Source organism: Telluribacter humicola (assembly GCF_017355935.1).
In the GTDB taxonomy this organism is placed as follows: domain Bacteria; phylum Bacteroidota; class Bacteroidia; order Cytophagales; family Spirosomataceae; genus Telluribacter; species Telluribacter humicola.
Map to the genome: position 1 here is coordinate 79,122 of NZ_JAFIQT010000004.1, position 13,944 is coordinate 93,065.

10 protein-coding genes are annotated in these 13,944 nt (G+C 47.4%); 6 read left to right on the forward strand and 4 right to left on the reverse strand.

All coding sequences use genetic code 11. The features are described 5' to 3' along the window. Positions 1–10: 10 nt before the first annotated feature. On the forward strand, positions 11–3,184 hold the full coding sequence (locus JUB14_RS18445; RefSeq protein ID WP_207508238.1) for a PVC-type heme-binding CxxCH protein: 3,174 nt from the start codon (positions 11–13) through the stop codon (positions 3,182–3,184). 329 nt (positions 3,185–3,513) lie between these two features. Here the strand turns inward: JUB14_RS18445 and JUB14_RS18450 are convergent, their stop codons facing one another. Beyond that, entirely contained in the window at positions 3,514–4,377 is an 864-nt protein-coding gene (locus tag JUB14_RS18450) for an SDR family oxidoreductase (RefSeq protein WP_207508240.1), read from the reverse strand. A 103-nt stretch (positions 4,378–4,480) separates the two neighbouring features. Here JUB14_RS18450 and JUB14_RS18455 point away from each other — a divergent pair, with 103 nt between their 5' ends. From JUB14_RS18455 to JUB14_RS18470, 4 genes are all read left to right on the forward strand, one after another. Continuing rightward, positions 4,481–4,897: a winged helix-turn-helix transcriptional regulator gene (locus JUB14_RS18455; RefSeq protein ID WP_207508242.1), complete on the forward strand. Its 417-nt coding sequence runs from the start codon at positions 4,481–4,483 to the stop codon at positions 4,895–4,897. 481 nt (positions 4,898–5,378) lie between these two features. After that, the gene (locus tag JUB14_RS18460; RefSeq protein WP_207508243.1) at positions 5,379–5,825 is read left to right on the forward strand and encodes a hypothetical protein; all 447 of its coding nucleotides are present in this window, start codon (positions 5,379–5,381) and stop codon (positions 5,823–5,825) included. Between the two features lie 5 nt (positions 5,826–5,830). Further along, on the forward strand, positions 5,831–6,394 hold the full coding sequence (locus tag JUB14_RS18465; protein ID WP_207508244.1) for a hypothetical protein: 564 nt from the start codon (positions 5,831–5,833) through the stop codon (positions 6,392–6,394). Positions 6,395–7,003: 609 nt separating this feature from the next. Then, entirely contained in the window at positions 7,004–8,944 is a 1,941-nt protein-coding gene (locus tag JUB14_RS18470) for a KUP/HAK/KT family potassium transporter (RefSeq protein WP_207508521.1), read from the forward strand. Between the two features lie 128 nt (positions 8,945–9,072). Here the strand turns inward: JUB14_RS18470 and JUB14_RS18475 are convergent, their stop codons facing one another. Both JUB14_RS18475 and JUB14_RS18480 read right to left on the reverse strand, forming a co-directional pair. After that, positions 9,073–10,446 (reverse strand): serine hydrolase domain-containing protein, encoded by a 1,374-nt coding sequence (locus JUB14_RS18475; RefSeq protein WP_207508245.1) that lies wholly within the window; start codon positions 10,444–10,446, stop codon positions 9,073–9,075. A 257-nt stretch (positions 10,447–10,703) separates the two neighbouring features. Next, positions 10,704–11,849 (reverse strand): helix-turn-helix domain-containing protein, encoded by a 1,146-nt coding sequence (locus tag JUB14_RS18480; RefSeq protein WP_207508246.1) that lies wholly within the window; start codon positions 11,847–11,849, stop codon positions 10,704–10,706. Between the two features lie 188 nt (positions 11,850–12,037). Here JUB14_RS18480 and JUB14_RS18485 point away from each other — a divergent pair, with 188 nt between their 5' ends. After that, positions 12,038–12,433, forward strand: coding sequence for a serine hydrolase (locus JUB14_RS18485; protein WP_262897619.1), 396 nt, complete (start codon positions 12,038–12,040; stop codon positions 12,431–12,433). Positions 12,434–12,580: 147 nt separating this feature from the next. On the opposite strand, the gene JUB14_RS18490 is transcribed toward JUB14_RS18485, so the two are convergent. Beyond that, positions 12,581–13,780, reverse strand: a complete 1,200-nt coding sequence (locus tag JUB14_RS18490; RefSeq protein ID WP_207508248.1) for a DUF2911 domain-containing protein — start codon at positions 13,778–13,780, stop codon at positions 12,581–12,583. Positions 13,781–13,944 lie beyond the last annotated feature (164 nt).

Consider the following 13,944-nt stretch of genomic DNA (forward strand, 5'->3'; position numbering starts at 1 on the left):
CTTTTCTCCCATGGCTAGACCCCTAAAAACAAGTCTCTATGGATTACTCATAGGTCTTGTAATGACGCTGATCAGCATTTCTGCTTTTCAATTCAGCTTTTCGGATACGCTGGATGTTAACCAGGGGTCCCGAATCTTTTTGCTGGGCGGTAACCTATGTTCCAGAATGCTGAATTTCGGTCATTTTGAAACGGAAATGCAGGTTCGCTATCCCGACAGCCAGCTCTTTATCCGGAACATGTGCGATCCCGGCGATACGCCCGGGTTCCGTCCCCGCTCCGCCCGTAACTCGCCCTGGGCATTTCCGGGTGCCGAAAAGTTCCAGACCGAATACGCCAATCCATCGGATAGCCAGGGACAGTTCCCGTCGGACGACGAATGGCTAACTCGCCTCAAAGCAGATATTATCGTAGGCTTCTTCGGATACAGCGAGTCATTTCAGGGACCAGCCGGACTGGACAACTACAAGGCTGAATTAGAAGCTTTCATTAAGCACACGCTCGCACAGAAGTACAATGGCACCACCGCTCCTAAACTCGCCCTGGTTTCGCCCATTGCTTTTGAGGATCTGTCGGCTCGAATGGATGTACCGAATGGCAAAAAGTGGAATGAAAATCTGGCGCTATACACCAAAGCCATGAAAGAAGTGGCCGAAAAGCACAATGTACTTTTCGTTGATGCCTTTACTCCTTCCAAAAGCTGGTACGCATCCAGTGCCGAGCCCCTGACCATTGACGGCTTGCAACTTAACGATAAAGGATACCAGAAGCTGGCCGTGCTGCTGGCCGATCAGCTATTTGGCAAGGAAGCTCCCAAAGCCAAAGTAGACCGCCAGGTGGTTTATAAAGCTGTGATGGATAAAAACTGGTACTGGCACAACGACTACAAAATTCCCAACGGAGTGCACGCCTGGGGACGTCGGTTTAACCCGTTTGGTCCAGACAACTACCCCTACGAGATAGAAAAGATCAGGCAAATGACCGCTAATCGTGATACGGCCATCTGGGTAGCCGCCAGTGATATGGAAGGGCAAAAATTTGACCTGGCTGCCGCTGACAAAAGGACCCGGACCTTACCACCCGTCAAGACCAACTTTAATCCGGAAGCAAACGGTAGCCTTACCTACCTCTACGGCGAAGAAGCCCTTAGCAAACTGAAAGCCCCTCCGGGATACAAGATCGAGCTGTTCGCGTCGGAGAAGGAGTTTCCTGATCTGGCCAACCCCGTACAGATGACCTTCGATAATAAGGGACGCCTGTGGGTAGTAACCATGCCCAGTTACCCGCACTTCAAGCCGGGCGACTCAATGCCCGATGATAAAATCATTATTTTTGAAGATACCAATAATGACGGCAAAGCCGATAAGCAAACTATTTTCAAGGATGGTCTGCACGTACCGGTAGGTTTCGAAATTACACCCGAGGGTGTGTACGTATCGCAGGGCACCAATCTGATGTTGTACACCGACACCAACGGGGATGACAAGGCCGACAGGCAGGAAATTATCCTTAGTGGCTTTGATGACCACGATACGCACCATGAAATCAGTGCATATGTAGCTGATCCTTCGGGAGCCATATATATGGGAGAAGGAGTATTTCTGCATACCAACGTCGAAACACCTTACGGTACCGTACGGGCCACCAACGGCGGGTTCTACCGCTACAATCCCCAGCGTCGCCATCTGGAACGTACGGCTCAGCTGGCCATACCCAATCCCTGGGGAATCGCCTTCGATGAGTGGGGTCAGCCTATATTTGCCGAAACCTCAAGCCCTGATGTGCGCTGGCTGATGCCGGGTACCGTAAAGCCGATGTACGGCGAGTCTACTGACAAATCAAAACAACTAATTGAAGATAAGCAGCGGGTACGGCCTACATCAGGTCTGGAATTCGTATCCAGCCGTCACTTCCCCGACGAGGTACAGGGCAATTTCCTTATCAACAATACCATTGGATTTCTGGGTATGAAAATGCATACCCTCAAAGATGATGGTACGGGCTACAAGAGTAATTTTGTGATGGACCTGGTAAAGGGCGAAGACCGCAACTTCCGTCCGGTCGACATGGAGTTTGCTCCCGACGGCTCACTCTATTTCATAGACTGGCACAACATCCTGATCGGCCACATGCAGCACAATGCCCGTGATCCCCTGCGCGACCACGTGCACGGCCGGATCTACCGGATCACCTATCCTTCCCGCCCGCTGGTGACTCCCGCCAAAGTAGCCGGGGCCAGCGTGGAGCAATTGCTGGAAAACCTAAAGCTACCCGAGTACCGTACCCGCTACCGCACGCAGCGGGAGCTACGGGGCCATAAGGCGAGCGAAGTACTACCCAAACTCAACAAGTGGGTAGCGTCTCTGGACAAAAACGATCCCCGCTACGAACACCACCTGCTCGAGGCCCTCTGGACTACCTGGGGCCTGAATAAAGTGGACCAGAAGCTGCTCCGGCAGATGCTGAAAGCTAAAGATCCCCGCGCTCGGGCTGCCGCCGTGCGGGTAGTACGCTATACCGGCCATCAGGTACCTGACCAGACCGAACTGCTGAAGCAGGCGGCCCGCGATGAGCACGGCCGGGTGAGGCTGGAGGCCATTGTAGCCGCTTCCTGGCTGGATAAGGACAAAGGATTGGCCGTACTAGCCGAGGCTAAAAAAATGCCCCTGGACGACTGGATGGACAAAGCCTATGAAACCGCCGAAGCCCACCTCAACGGACAACTGGTACGCAAGAAAATCGAGAAAGTAGCCGAATCGAACCTGAAAGGGAAGGAACTCGCACTTTTCACCAAAGGCAAAGAGATCTATGCCCGCGACGGCCACTGCGCCACCTGCCACCAACCCGACGGACAGGGCCTGTCGGCTTCGGGCTTCCCACCGCTGGCGGGTACCAAGTGGGTGACAGGCAACGAAGACCGGCTCATAAAAGTGGTACTGAAAGGATTGCTGGGCCCGATCGTGGTCAATGGCAAAGAGTACGCCGGACAGGTACCCATGACCCCCTTTGGCAGCATGCTCAACGATGAGGAGGTAGCCTCGGTACTGACCTATGTACGTAAGTCATTTGGTAACCAGGCTTCGGCCATCACGCCTGAGAAAGTAAAACAGGTAAGGGCTGCGACAGAGAAAGATCCTGTGTTCTATAATCCGGACAAGTTGTTGAAGGTACACCCGATGGAGTAGTATTTGAAAATCCTACTATATATCAATACATGGAGGTTTATTTCTTTTCCGAAATCATTTCGATCAAGGCTAAACAACTATTTACATTTTTAATATCAATAAAAGCTCCTCTCCCTGAGAAATATCATTCTTTTCCGCTTTCTATTGCGTAGAAGCGTTCACCAATAAAGGTCTTCATTTGGTCGCATAAAGCCCTGTGTTATTGTATTGATTTATATACGAGTATAGTTGCCCTTGCTGGGCCAGGCCGGGCAAGTAAGCTCCGTTGGGCAGCAACTTGCCCGGCCTGGATGCATTGATGCATGGGTATTGGCCGCCACTACAAACGGTCATCTACCCGAGAAATAAGTCGCTTTCAGGTACTCCCGTAGCGAAGTTGGCTTGCGGCCCAGCAGATGCTCGACTGTATTGTCTGTCCCGGCCAGCATACCGTGTTTGGTGGCGGCACCCCACTGGGCAAAGAAGTTAGCGACCACTTCAGGGAAGCCTGAGGCTACTTTATGGGCAATGTAGGGCGCCAACTCACTGCTTTTGTAAACGATGGGCCGGCCCGCTAAGGTGGATAGTTCCCGGGCGATATCGTGAAACGAATAGGCTTCACTCCCCGATAAGGTGTACTCCTGGTTGTCATGCCCTTCGCTGGTCAGCAGGGCGGCCGTAGCAGCGGCCAGTTCGGTTCGCTTGATGAAAGCGATTTTGCCTTCTCCCGCCGTAAAACGTATCTCCGTGTCCGGCACCTCGCTTCCAATCAGGTACCCCAGACCTTCAAAGTAGTAGCCGTTTTTGAGAATGGTATAGATCAATCCGGACGCTTTGAGGTAGGCTTCAGTGGCCAGATCACTTTCGGTGACCTCCGACAGCACAAAATTTGAGCTGCGCTGGATGCTGGTATAAAAAAGGTGCTTTACCCCGGCTTCCCTGGCAGCGTCGATGACGTTGAGGTGCTGGCGCACCCGATCAGTAAAGGCCACGGCAGAAACCAGCAGCACTTTATCGATGCCCTGAAAGGCTTGTACCAGCGCGGGATAGTCAAAGTAATCGGCTTTCCGGACGTCTACGCCCCGCTGGACGAGGTCCGTGGCTTTGCTGACGTCGCGCACCAAAGCGGCGATTTCTGCGGCCGGATTGGTAGTGAGCAATGCATCGATAGTTTGGTGGCCTAACCCACCGGTGGCTCCCGTTACTAAAATCATAGTAGAAAGAGTTAAAAATTCATGTATATTTACTTGCGATTTGCAAGTTCAAAGGTAAACTAATTCACTTGCATATTGCAAGTAATATCAAAATTGTTTTTTTATGAAAGTAGTAAAACAGCGTTCTACTTGCCCCATCAGCACATCGCTCGACGTGCTTGGGGATAGGTGGACCCTGCTCATTCTGCGGGACATGGTGTTTGCGGGAAAGTCTACCTACGGAGAATTCCTGCAATCAGCGGAAAAAATAGCGACCAACGTTCTGGCCGATCGCCTGGCGGTCCTAGAGTCGCAGGGCCTAATAACCAAGGCTGTGGCCTCTGATAAGAAATCGAAGTTTATCTACCGCCTAACTGAAAAAGGGGTAGATACAATCCCAATTATTGTAGCGCTTATTCAGTGGGGTATCAAGCATTGTCCCACCGATGTCAACCCTGACTTGCTGGAAGAACTTCAGGCAGGGAAAGAGGCAGTCGTAGAGAAGTACCAACGGCTTGCCCGCGAAAAGGCCTTGGTATAACCAAGAAGGGTGATCTCACGCATGTAAAGTAGTGGGTTAAAAAGTGCGCGTTTGGGAAATAGTGGCATGAAGCATTAGAGAAAGTAAGTAAAGAAGGCCCACCTCCTTGAAGGAGTTAAACGTATAGCTAAAGCCTTTTCTAATAAATCGTCTCGTCCTGATTTTCATTTACGACCATTACCTAAAATACTGTATATGCAGTATTGACTCTGAGGTCATATGGCCCATTATTTGCATGACGATTAGTGTGATATCTCATCAAGATAAAGTAGCCAGATAGGCTACTGGATAGGCTACTGGTGGTACTTTTTTATGTAGTCTGATTTTTCTGCCATACCAGATGAGAAGTCAGAAGGTAGTACGTAAGTATATACATTCACAACTAACTTTTGGCAGATTTACCTACTCTGCTAACGGTGAAGTCAATATCACTGATGAGCTTTATTAAACACCTTAACTCTATTTAAATACCCGTCTATCTATGAAACCCATCTTGAAATTATCACTTCTGTCCCTACTGCTGTGCCAGGGGTGCGAAAAAGACAGTATACGAGATATAGGGGGCCCTTTTTCCCGTCATCTACAGGGCCGTTGGGAATTGGAAAAAATGATTACACCTACCCGTACGCTTACCGGTTCACAGATAGGATATAAGGAAATCGTAGAGTCAGGTAATGACGGCAATGGAAACTATGACAAGGTATACCGTAACGACACCCTGATAAAGACATATGATCATACCCGAGTACCCGGCCCCACCGGCAGCGCTGCCAGGATGGAGGTAACCATCAACTACTGGCCTGATATTAAGCGTTTCCACAAGATTAAGAGGAATCCAGGGCTCACAACGGTGGAAACCTCCGGCTATATCCCTGAAATTGGAGGAGCGCAGGATACAATAAGGTACTTCTATAGGAGATTAGAGTAAAGTCAATGAAAAAGTTAACAGGCTACCTGCTCTTAGTTTATTTAGGTCTGACGTTACCACATTGCGCTCTGGCCCAAACTGATAGTATTAGAATATCTAAACCGACTATACCTGATCGCCGGGCTAAGGCCATTTATATGGAGGCTTTTGGCAGCAGTGGCTTTTACTATTCGCTCAACTGTGACATGCGTTTTCGTAAGGGGTTAAAGGGCTGGGGGGTCCGCGTTGGTATTACCAAACCGGTAACGGTAGGTGTTGCTACTACTTATTCGGGCCCCATCCTGATCAACTATGTAACATCAGAGCGTTCGGTGGCACTGGAAGCGGGTCTGGGCATAGTGGTAGCCAACACCAGATATACACATGAAGATCAATATAATGTTATCCGCAAGTATAGCCATTATGACTATAACTATGGGGTTGCTAACGTAGGCATACGGGTACAGCCGAAACGTACGGGTATTATGTGGCGCCTATATTGGGCACCCAATTGGGTTATGGGCCCTGATTATAATAATCAGAAGACTCTTATGTGGTTTGGTACATCACTAGGTGTGGGGTTCAAATAGCTTTTTTCAGCTATTGGCACAGTAGTAAGGTTAATACCTTATGCACTAGAATGAATCAGTACCATAAAGAATTAATTTTACTACATCCATAAGACGTCAGTAACTCCCTGGTGCTCTTGCTGATCAGGTTCCTTTCTATCTCAGATGCCATAGAGAAAACCTACACAGGTTTACTTCTCCCTATTTTAGCTCTTCGAGGAACTGACCAATTGCCCGATAACGCCACCTTTCCAGATAACTTCTCCTGTGTTCCGCCACTGCGATATGAACTCGACCTTTCTCTGATTTTTCTCGTTGGTTAGGTGCAGTATGTATTCTCTTCCAGCTCCTGATTCAGGAGGTTCGACCGCTGCCATGGTAACACGTGAATAGGCACTACTTCAAGGCATTATATTTCATTTAGATGAAAACCTGATTGATCTTCATTATTTATAATAATTATGATTTTATACTAAACTATGTTTTGCAAATTTTCTATATCGTTTATAGCATGTGAATCGCTAAGGGTGTAACAACAGAATGGTACACTGAACAAAAAGATGCATCTTCCTTTGTACTTTTTTAAGAATGTTACTTACCTTTCGTCGCAATTTTTCTCTTTATGTACACATGGATCATCATAAGCACCCTGATAAAGTCTCCGCAGCGGGCCTGCTGATAGCACTAGGTATCATTTTTGGCGACATTGGTACTTCTCCACTTTATGTTATGCAAGCCATCCTGGGAGAGGAGAAGATTACAGATGAAATAGTCTATGGTGCTCTTTCCTGCATTTTCTGGACGCTTACTCTTCAAACTACGGTGAAATACGTCATCCTGATCCTGAAGGCGGACAACCGAGGAGAGGGAGGTATCTTTGCACTGTATGCTCTGGTACGACGCCATGCCAAATGGCTTACCATACCAGCTATACTGGGTGGAAGTACTCTACTGGCTGACGGTATTATCACCCCTCCCATCTCTATTTCTTCGGCTGTTGAAGGTTTACAAATCCTGTATCCTACCCTTGAAACCATTCCGATAGTCATTGCTATATTGACGGCTATATTTCTGGTGCAGGCTTTTGGTACCAAAGTCGTAGGAGGTGCTTTCGGACCGATCATGATGGTTTGGTTTCTCATGTTAGCCATATTAGGCGTCTCCCAGATCATCTACCATCCAGAGATCTTCAAAGCCATCAACCCCTATTACGGCTATCAGCTATTGGCCAACCATCCCGGCGGCTTCTGGATGCTGGGGGCTGTATTCCTTTGTACCACCGGGGCCGAAGCTCTTTACTCCGACCTGGGCCACTGCGGGCGGGGTAATATCCGTGTGAGCTGGATCATGGTGAAGACGTGTCTGCTGCTGAACTACTTCGGTCAGGGGGCTTGGCTGATTGTACATGCTGGCGAGTTTTTGCATGGACGTAAGCCTTTTTACGAGATAATGCCCCAATGGTGGTTATTACCTGGTATTGTCATTGCCACCTCAGCCACCATCATTGCTAGTCAGGCGCTGATCAGTGGTTCATTTACACTTATATCTGAAGCGATCCGTCTGAACTTCTGGCCCAAAGTACGGCTGGTTTATCCAAGCGTCCAGAAAGGGCAACTGTATGTGCCAAGCATCAACTGGCTCTTGTGGGCAGGATGTGTAGGCGTAGTACTTTACTTCAAGAAAGCGGAAAATATGGAAGCGGCTTACGGGCTGGCCATCACCCTGACCATGATCATGACTACTCTGTTGATGGCCTACTACCTGTATGTACATCGTGTAAATCTGTGGTGGGTAATCGGCTTTCTGGTCCTTTACTTGTCCATCGAACTATCGTTTCTGGCCGCCAACCTGCTCAAATTCACGCACGGAGGATGGGTATCACTGGTAATTGCCACTTTGATTGCCAGCCTGATGATCGTCTGGCTCCGTGCCTTCTATATCAAGCTACGGCTAACGGAGTACGTAAAACTGGATGATTACCTGCCCGCTATGCGGGAGCTGAGCAATGACATCAGCATACCCAAGTACACGACGCACCTGGTGTTCATGTCCAATGCCTCCCGGGTATCAGAAATAGAAAGTAAGATTATCTACTCCATCTTTCAGAAGCGTCCCAAGCGGGCAGATATCTACTGGTTTGTTCACGTAGAAACCACCGATGACCCTTACACCATGGAATACAAGGTAAATGTAATCGAGGAAGATGACGTGGTGAAAGTTACCTTCCGCCTGGGCTTTCGGGTGGAGCAACGTATTAACCTCTACTTCAAAAGGGTCATTGAAGATATGGTCAAGAACAGTGAGGTAGATATCACCAGTAGGTATGAATCCCTGAGCCGACATAATGTCACGGGGGACTTCCGCTTTGTAGTACTTGAGCGCTTCCTATCCGTAGAAAACGATCTGCCATTCTTCGAGCAGCTGGTCATGAAGGCATACTTTGCCATCAAAGGAATTACTACCTCCGAAGATAAGTGGTTTGGACTGGAAAGCAGCTCAGTAAAAGTAGAGAAGGTACCTCTGGTGATTCGCCCGATTCAAAACATCAAACTAAAACGGGTGTATAGTTAACTATTCTTACAGACTCATAATCATTAATCTGATGATGTTGAGTCGTATGGTAGCTGGCTTCATTGACCGGGAAAGTTGTTCGGGTACTTCACTGGTTGTTATTTGAATAGAAAGAATGAAGGTACTTGTTATTCTAATTTAGGAAGTTCAAAGTCTTGCCCGTGCTCGTGGATAATGACTTTCGTTACATTACCGTTGCTGTCCTTCAGGAAATGAAACTGCGTATTGAAGTTGGAGAAATAAAAATCGGTTTCGTTTTCGGCCAGCAACGGCAATTCATACCCATCCCGGAGTCTGGAAATGAGTTCACCCTCTTTCAGAAAAATGGTAATCTTTGATTTTCGGCTCCCAAAGTTACCGGTGTATTGCTTTAAAATGGCTTCGTCCAGTTGTACCTGCTTACGGGGTATCCATAGGTCATAAGGCTGCTCGAACATGATATTGGTACAGCCCATAACCAGAGGCCAGAGGCTGTTGTCATAACTGCCATAGTTATTGAGCAGAATAATGGTTACGTCCTCTTTGGGGTAGTACACAAACTCTGACATAAAGCCAGGGTACCCCCCGGTGTGCTTGATGAACGACCTTCCTGAGAACTGATCCAGAAAGAAACCATAGCCATAGTTGCCCTCCTGCCGCCGAAAGGCCTGTTTCCAGGAGGCGTCGTCCAGAATCTGTTTGGTAGCGATGGCCCTTGCCCACTTAAACATATCCTGGGTAGTGCTGTAAATGGAGCCGGCCGAATAGGCCATCGTGGAATCGTAGTGTCGGTAGGGTTTAAGCTGCTCCTCACTCCAGAACTGGTACCCCTGAGCCCGAACGGAATCCGGCAGGTTAATAAAATCAAACCCGGACCGGCTCATACCCAGCGGCTGAAAGATCATTTCACGAACTACCTCTTCGTAGGGTTTGCCCGTCACTTTTTCGATTACCATCCCGGCCAGGAAAAAACCGGAGTTGTTATAGGAGAATCTCGTTCCGGGTTTAAAATCCAGCGGCTTGCCCTGAAATACGTCCAGTACCCGTTGCCGTGGAATCGGGTAGCACACAATCAGAGAATCTTCTTCGCCAACATCATTGGTAAAGTTATACAGACCCGAAGAGTGGGTAATCAGGTGGTGCAGTGTAACCGCTTCTCCGTGTGGAAAAGAAGGCAGGTACTTGCTCAGTTTATCTTTCAGCGACAGCTTACCCTGCTCCTGGAGCTTGAGCATCACCATAGCCGTAAAGGATTTGGTAATGGATAGAATAGGAAACCGGGTTGTGGTGTTATTGGCGGCTTTGGTGGCGTAGTTCCGGTACCCATATCCTTTGTGCAGCAGTACCTTGTTGCCTTTAGCCACCAGCGCCGTACCCGTAAACTTATAGGCACGGTGGGCGGCAGAGAGGTATGCATCCAGTGTATTGGTTAAACTATCCTTGTCAGCAGGAGTGGAAGACGGTTGCCCATAGCTGAGAACGGCTGACAGGAAGAAAAGCAAAGAAACAAGGAAACGGCTCATGGTATAAAAGGTAATGTTGGTTTATTCAGGGGAAAGGCTTAGTTCTTCCAAAGTACCTACGAGGTATGCTTCATAGGACTGCCACAAGGGTACCTGCCAGACCTGGTTAAAATTTAAATCTATTGAGTAGCAAAATAAGCCGCTTAGAAAATGTCCCGGTACTCAAATCCGGATTTGAGCATAGTTTTTGGGAAGAAATAGGAGAAAGAGTGGGCTGCTTTGGCTAAGGGCTAGCAGTTGGCTGCTAAATTCGGGAGCTAAACACTTGCCTGCCGGGAAAGGTACTCCGTAGGCGACATCCCCGTGAGTTGCCTAAAAGTGCGCTGAAAGGTAGCCTGGGAGTTGAAGCCACAGGAGAAGGCAATACCCGCGATCGTAAACTGTTCGCTTCCTGAATTGCTAAGCTGCTTTATGACGGCAGCTACCCGGTATTCGTTCACAAAGGTGTTGAAGCTTTTCTTTAGATGCTGATTAAGCACAAATGAAATGGTTTTGGCAGGCAACTGTATGTGTTTGCCTACTTTATCTACCGTTAATTCCGGATTCAGGTACAGGTGATCTACCTGCATAGCTTCTTTCAATCGCATAATGATTGCTTCTACGGTATCGGCCGGTAGCTGGGTACTGGTCGCTTTGGGGGTAGTTTCTACTAAAAGGGCAGCAGAGGGACTATTTCGCGCATGCAGATAGCCCTTCAGGCCCAGCCAGTAAATAAGTACCGAAAGGGGAATGTAAATAGGGTACCACCCCCACTGGTCCAGAACAGTCAGCCCCGTAGCCGGAATGATGTAGGGCACCAGATGCAACAGCCAAATAAGCAGGAACCCAAGCATCACGTTAAGAAATTGTTTCAACCACCGGACATGGAGGAGCTGGTGGGAAGCATTCTGGCGAGCCACCTGTTTATTCATCCATTGTCTGGTCAGCAGCCAGTATGTAGCCAGCGAAAGCCAGCGCGGAATATCGACGTATGTATTGTATTGATCCATCCAGTGCCCCCATCGGATCCCTTCCTCACGGGTGTGCATGCTCAGGAGTAGTCCCAGCATAAAAGTCCAGCCAAGTAGGGGTGCGCCCCAGTCGATCAGGATGGGAAAGAAATGACGCTTTTCGGCTTTGCCAATTCTGAACTCCGGATCCAGAAGTGACTTGGTGTAGAGGAAGAGCAAGGGCCCCAGCAGCATCGCATTAAAAACCGGGAACAGGTCCAGAAACAGACTTATCGTTCGGTTAGCAACGGGTATACCCACGGCGAAGCTCATCAGAGCCATTAGTCCGATTAGCCCGGCTAATAACCGGTTTGAAAGACGCCTTCCCTTGGTATTAACCCATAGCAGTACAGCCAGGATGAACCCTTGCAGGCCTCCCAGTAATAAAAACAGGTCAAAGGGTGAAATATTCATTGGTTTAAAAATACCTAAATTTGAGAATAATATCCTGGACCTACCTTCATTTTATTACCGCAATTTAGTAGAGATTACAGTCTCATGGGAACAGGGCTCCATTTACTCACCATTCTTGTTGATAAGCTTCTTTCAGCAGGCCATTTCACATAAAGCAAACAACATTCTCTGGTACATCCACCGGCAAAATGGCCAAGGGGTACGATGGCAAAGGGAACTTGATGCCCTACCTGACTATGAAAGATGTACAAAGTTCAGGTGGTCTCAAATCATCGACTAATGATATGTTGGCATACATTCGTTTCCAGCTTAATGAAGCTAACAAGACTGTTCAGTTAACTCATCAAAAAACGGTGAAAGACCGTCAAGGAACAATAGGGCTCAATTGGCATATTGATCGAACGTCAACAGGTGGGCATGAAATCTGGCACACCGGTGGTACGCTCGGCTTTACCAGTTACGTCGTCTTTTATCCGGAACAGAAACTTGGTATAGTATTGCTTGCTAACGAATCAGATCCGTCAACGCAGAGTCAATTGATTCAAATAACCAATAAGATAGTGTCCGGCCTATCAGCCAGGTGAGCGAGATAGCACTGATTTCTTCAACTCATGTAATAATCTAGCCGCTTTTGAAATAGATACGAGTCAGTAATTTACCCCTCGGTGGGGTAAATTACTGAACACACAATTGGACTAGACGACGAAGCGATATGTTTGATAAATAGTTAATTACTTAAATACTTCTTTGCCTGCATTCATATCTGTGATCAATGTTACAAAGTAGTTCTTCCAATTAGGGTCAGTAGCTGTTTCCCTGCCCTTTTCAGCATATTTAATGGCCTCTATCTTATTATCTAAAAAGTAATATCCCATTACCATACCTAAGTTTGAATAGCTTTCCTTGGGACTTTTATCGTAGTTTATTTTAAATATTTTGAATGCATCCTCATGCTTTTTCATTTTGTTCAGATTGCTACCATACATCAACAATTGTAACGATGTCCCCATTGGAAGCGCTTTTTGCATCAGCGAGTCTGCTTCTTTTTTCCTGTTTACTTTTTCCAATAAACCCGCATAGGTAGATAAAGTAAGGAAATTGGCATCACCAAAATAGGTATTTACCGACCGGTCTGCCCAGGTTAGGGCTTCTTCCAGGTTAATGTTATTTACCAGACAATAGTTGGCCGCAGTTTGCATGTTCTGCCAGTAGCGGTAGAAAATCCCTGAGTTAAACTCTCTTCTGAATGATTCGACTTGTAACTGGTGCAAATCAACTGATATGGTGAAGGGAACTTTTACTTTTTCCCATTGCAGAGAAAGTACCGCTGAATTTCTGGTTTGATCGCTAAACTCATATTTTAATCTTTCTACGCTTTCATTCACCTTTTGTACCGGCACCTCAACACGCAACGCATCGTCTTTAGGATCATAATAAAAGCTCCCCCAGGCTGTATTAAATTTAGAAAAAACCAGGGTGGCTTTTTCTTCGCCCATCGCAATGAAAAATCCATATTTTCCAGCTTCAAGTGGCTTACCTTCAATCATAACCCGGGTGCTGAACTCAATGGTAGTATTTTCGTTGGCACCTGCCCGCCAGGGAGCAGCTTTGCTGGTCCCGTAGTGTAAGTCAACAAAACCATACTGAACCACCTGCCCCCAGATTTTGCCTTCTCTTCCGTTAACTGCGGGCCGGGAATAATTAACTTTTACAGTAGTAATGCCAATATCTTCTGAAACGGAGGCTTTTTTATTACCATCGGCTGGTAATGTTATCTGACATGTTGCAGCGCTTACAAAGAAGGTACTCAGAAGTAAGGTAAGTACTATAGTTTTCATTTTTTGATTGTATTTGGATGAGTGATTAAGGAGTAAGGTTTTATTTAACCTGTCAAAGTATTGGGTGAGAAGGAGTTGCATATTTTTTTCCATTCACAAAAGAGGTGTGATGCATTGAGAGTGAATAGCACAGAGTCGAGCAAACAGCACTAACTGACAGAGCAGCCTATTTGCTGCCCGTCTCTTCAACCACTGCATCTCCAGATGCGTCATATACACGAATGGCCACAGTCAGCAGAACCATCTCCTGAACTCAC

Bases quoted from the DNA above. Each gene is read 5' to 3' on its own strand.
- JUB14_RS18445 (WP_207508238.1), top strand. From the start codon at position 11: ATGGCTAGACCCCTAAAAACAAGTCTCTATGGATTACTCATAGGTCTT.
- JUB14_RS18450 (WP_207508240.1), bottom strand. From the start codon at position 4,377: ATGATTTTAGTAACGGGAGCCACCGGTGGGTTAGGCCACCAAACTATC.
- JUB14_RS18455 (WP_207508242.1), top strand. From the start codon at position 4,481: ATGAAAGTAGTAAAACAGCGTTCTACTTGCCCCATCAGCACATCGCTC.
- JUB14_RS18460 (WP_207508243.1), top strand. From the start codon at position 5,379: ATGAAACCCATCTTGAAATTATCACTTCTGTCCCTACTGCTGTGCCAG.
- JUB14_RS18465 (WP_207508244.1), top strand. From the start codon at position 5,831: ATGAAAAAGTTAACAGGCTACCTGCTCTTAGTTTATTTAGGTCTGACG.
- JUB14_RS18470 (WP_207508521.1), top strand. From the start codon at position 7,004: ATGGATCATCATAAGCACCCTGATAAAGTCTCCGCAGCGGGCCTGCTG.
- JUB14_RS18475 (WP_207508245.1), bottom strand. From the start codon at position 10,446: ATGAGCCGTTTCCTTGTTTCTTTGCTTTTCTTCCTGTCAGCCGTTCTC.
- JUB14_RS18480 (WP_207508246.1), bottom strand. From the start codon at position 11,849: ATGAATATTTCACCCTTTGACCTGTTTTTATTACTGGGAGGCCTGCAA.
- JUB14_RS18485 (WP_262897619.1), top strand. From the start codon at position 12,038: ATGGCCAAGGGGTACGATGGCAAAGGGAACTTGATGCCCTACCTGACT.
- JUB14_RS18490 (WP_207508248.1), bottom strand. From the start codon at position 13,780: ATGGAAAAAAATATGCAACTCCTTCTCACCCAATACTTTGACAGGTTA.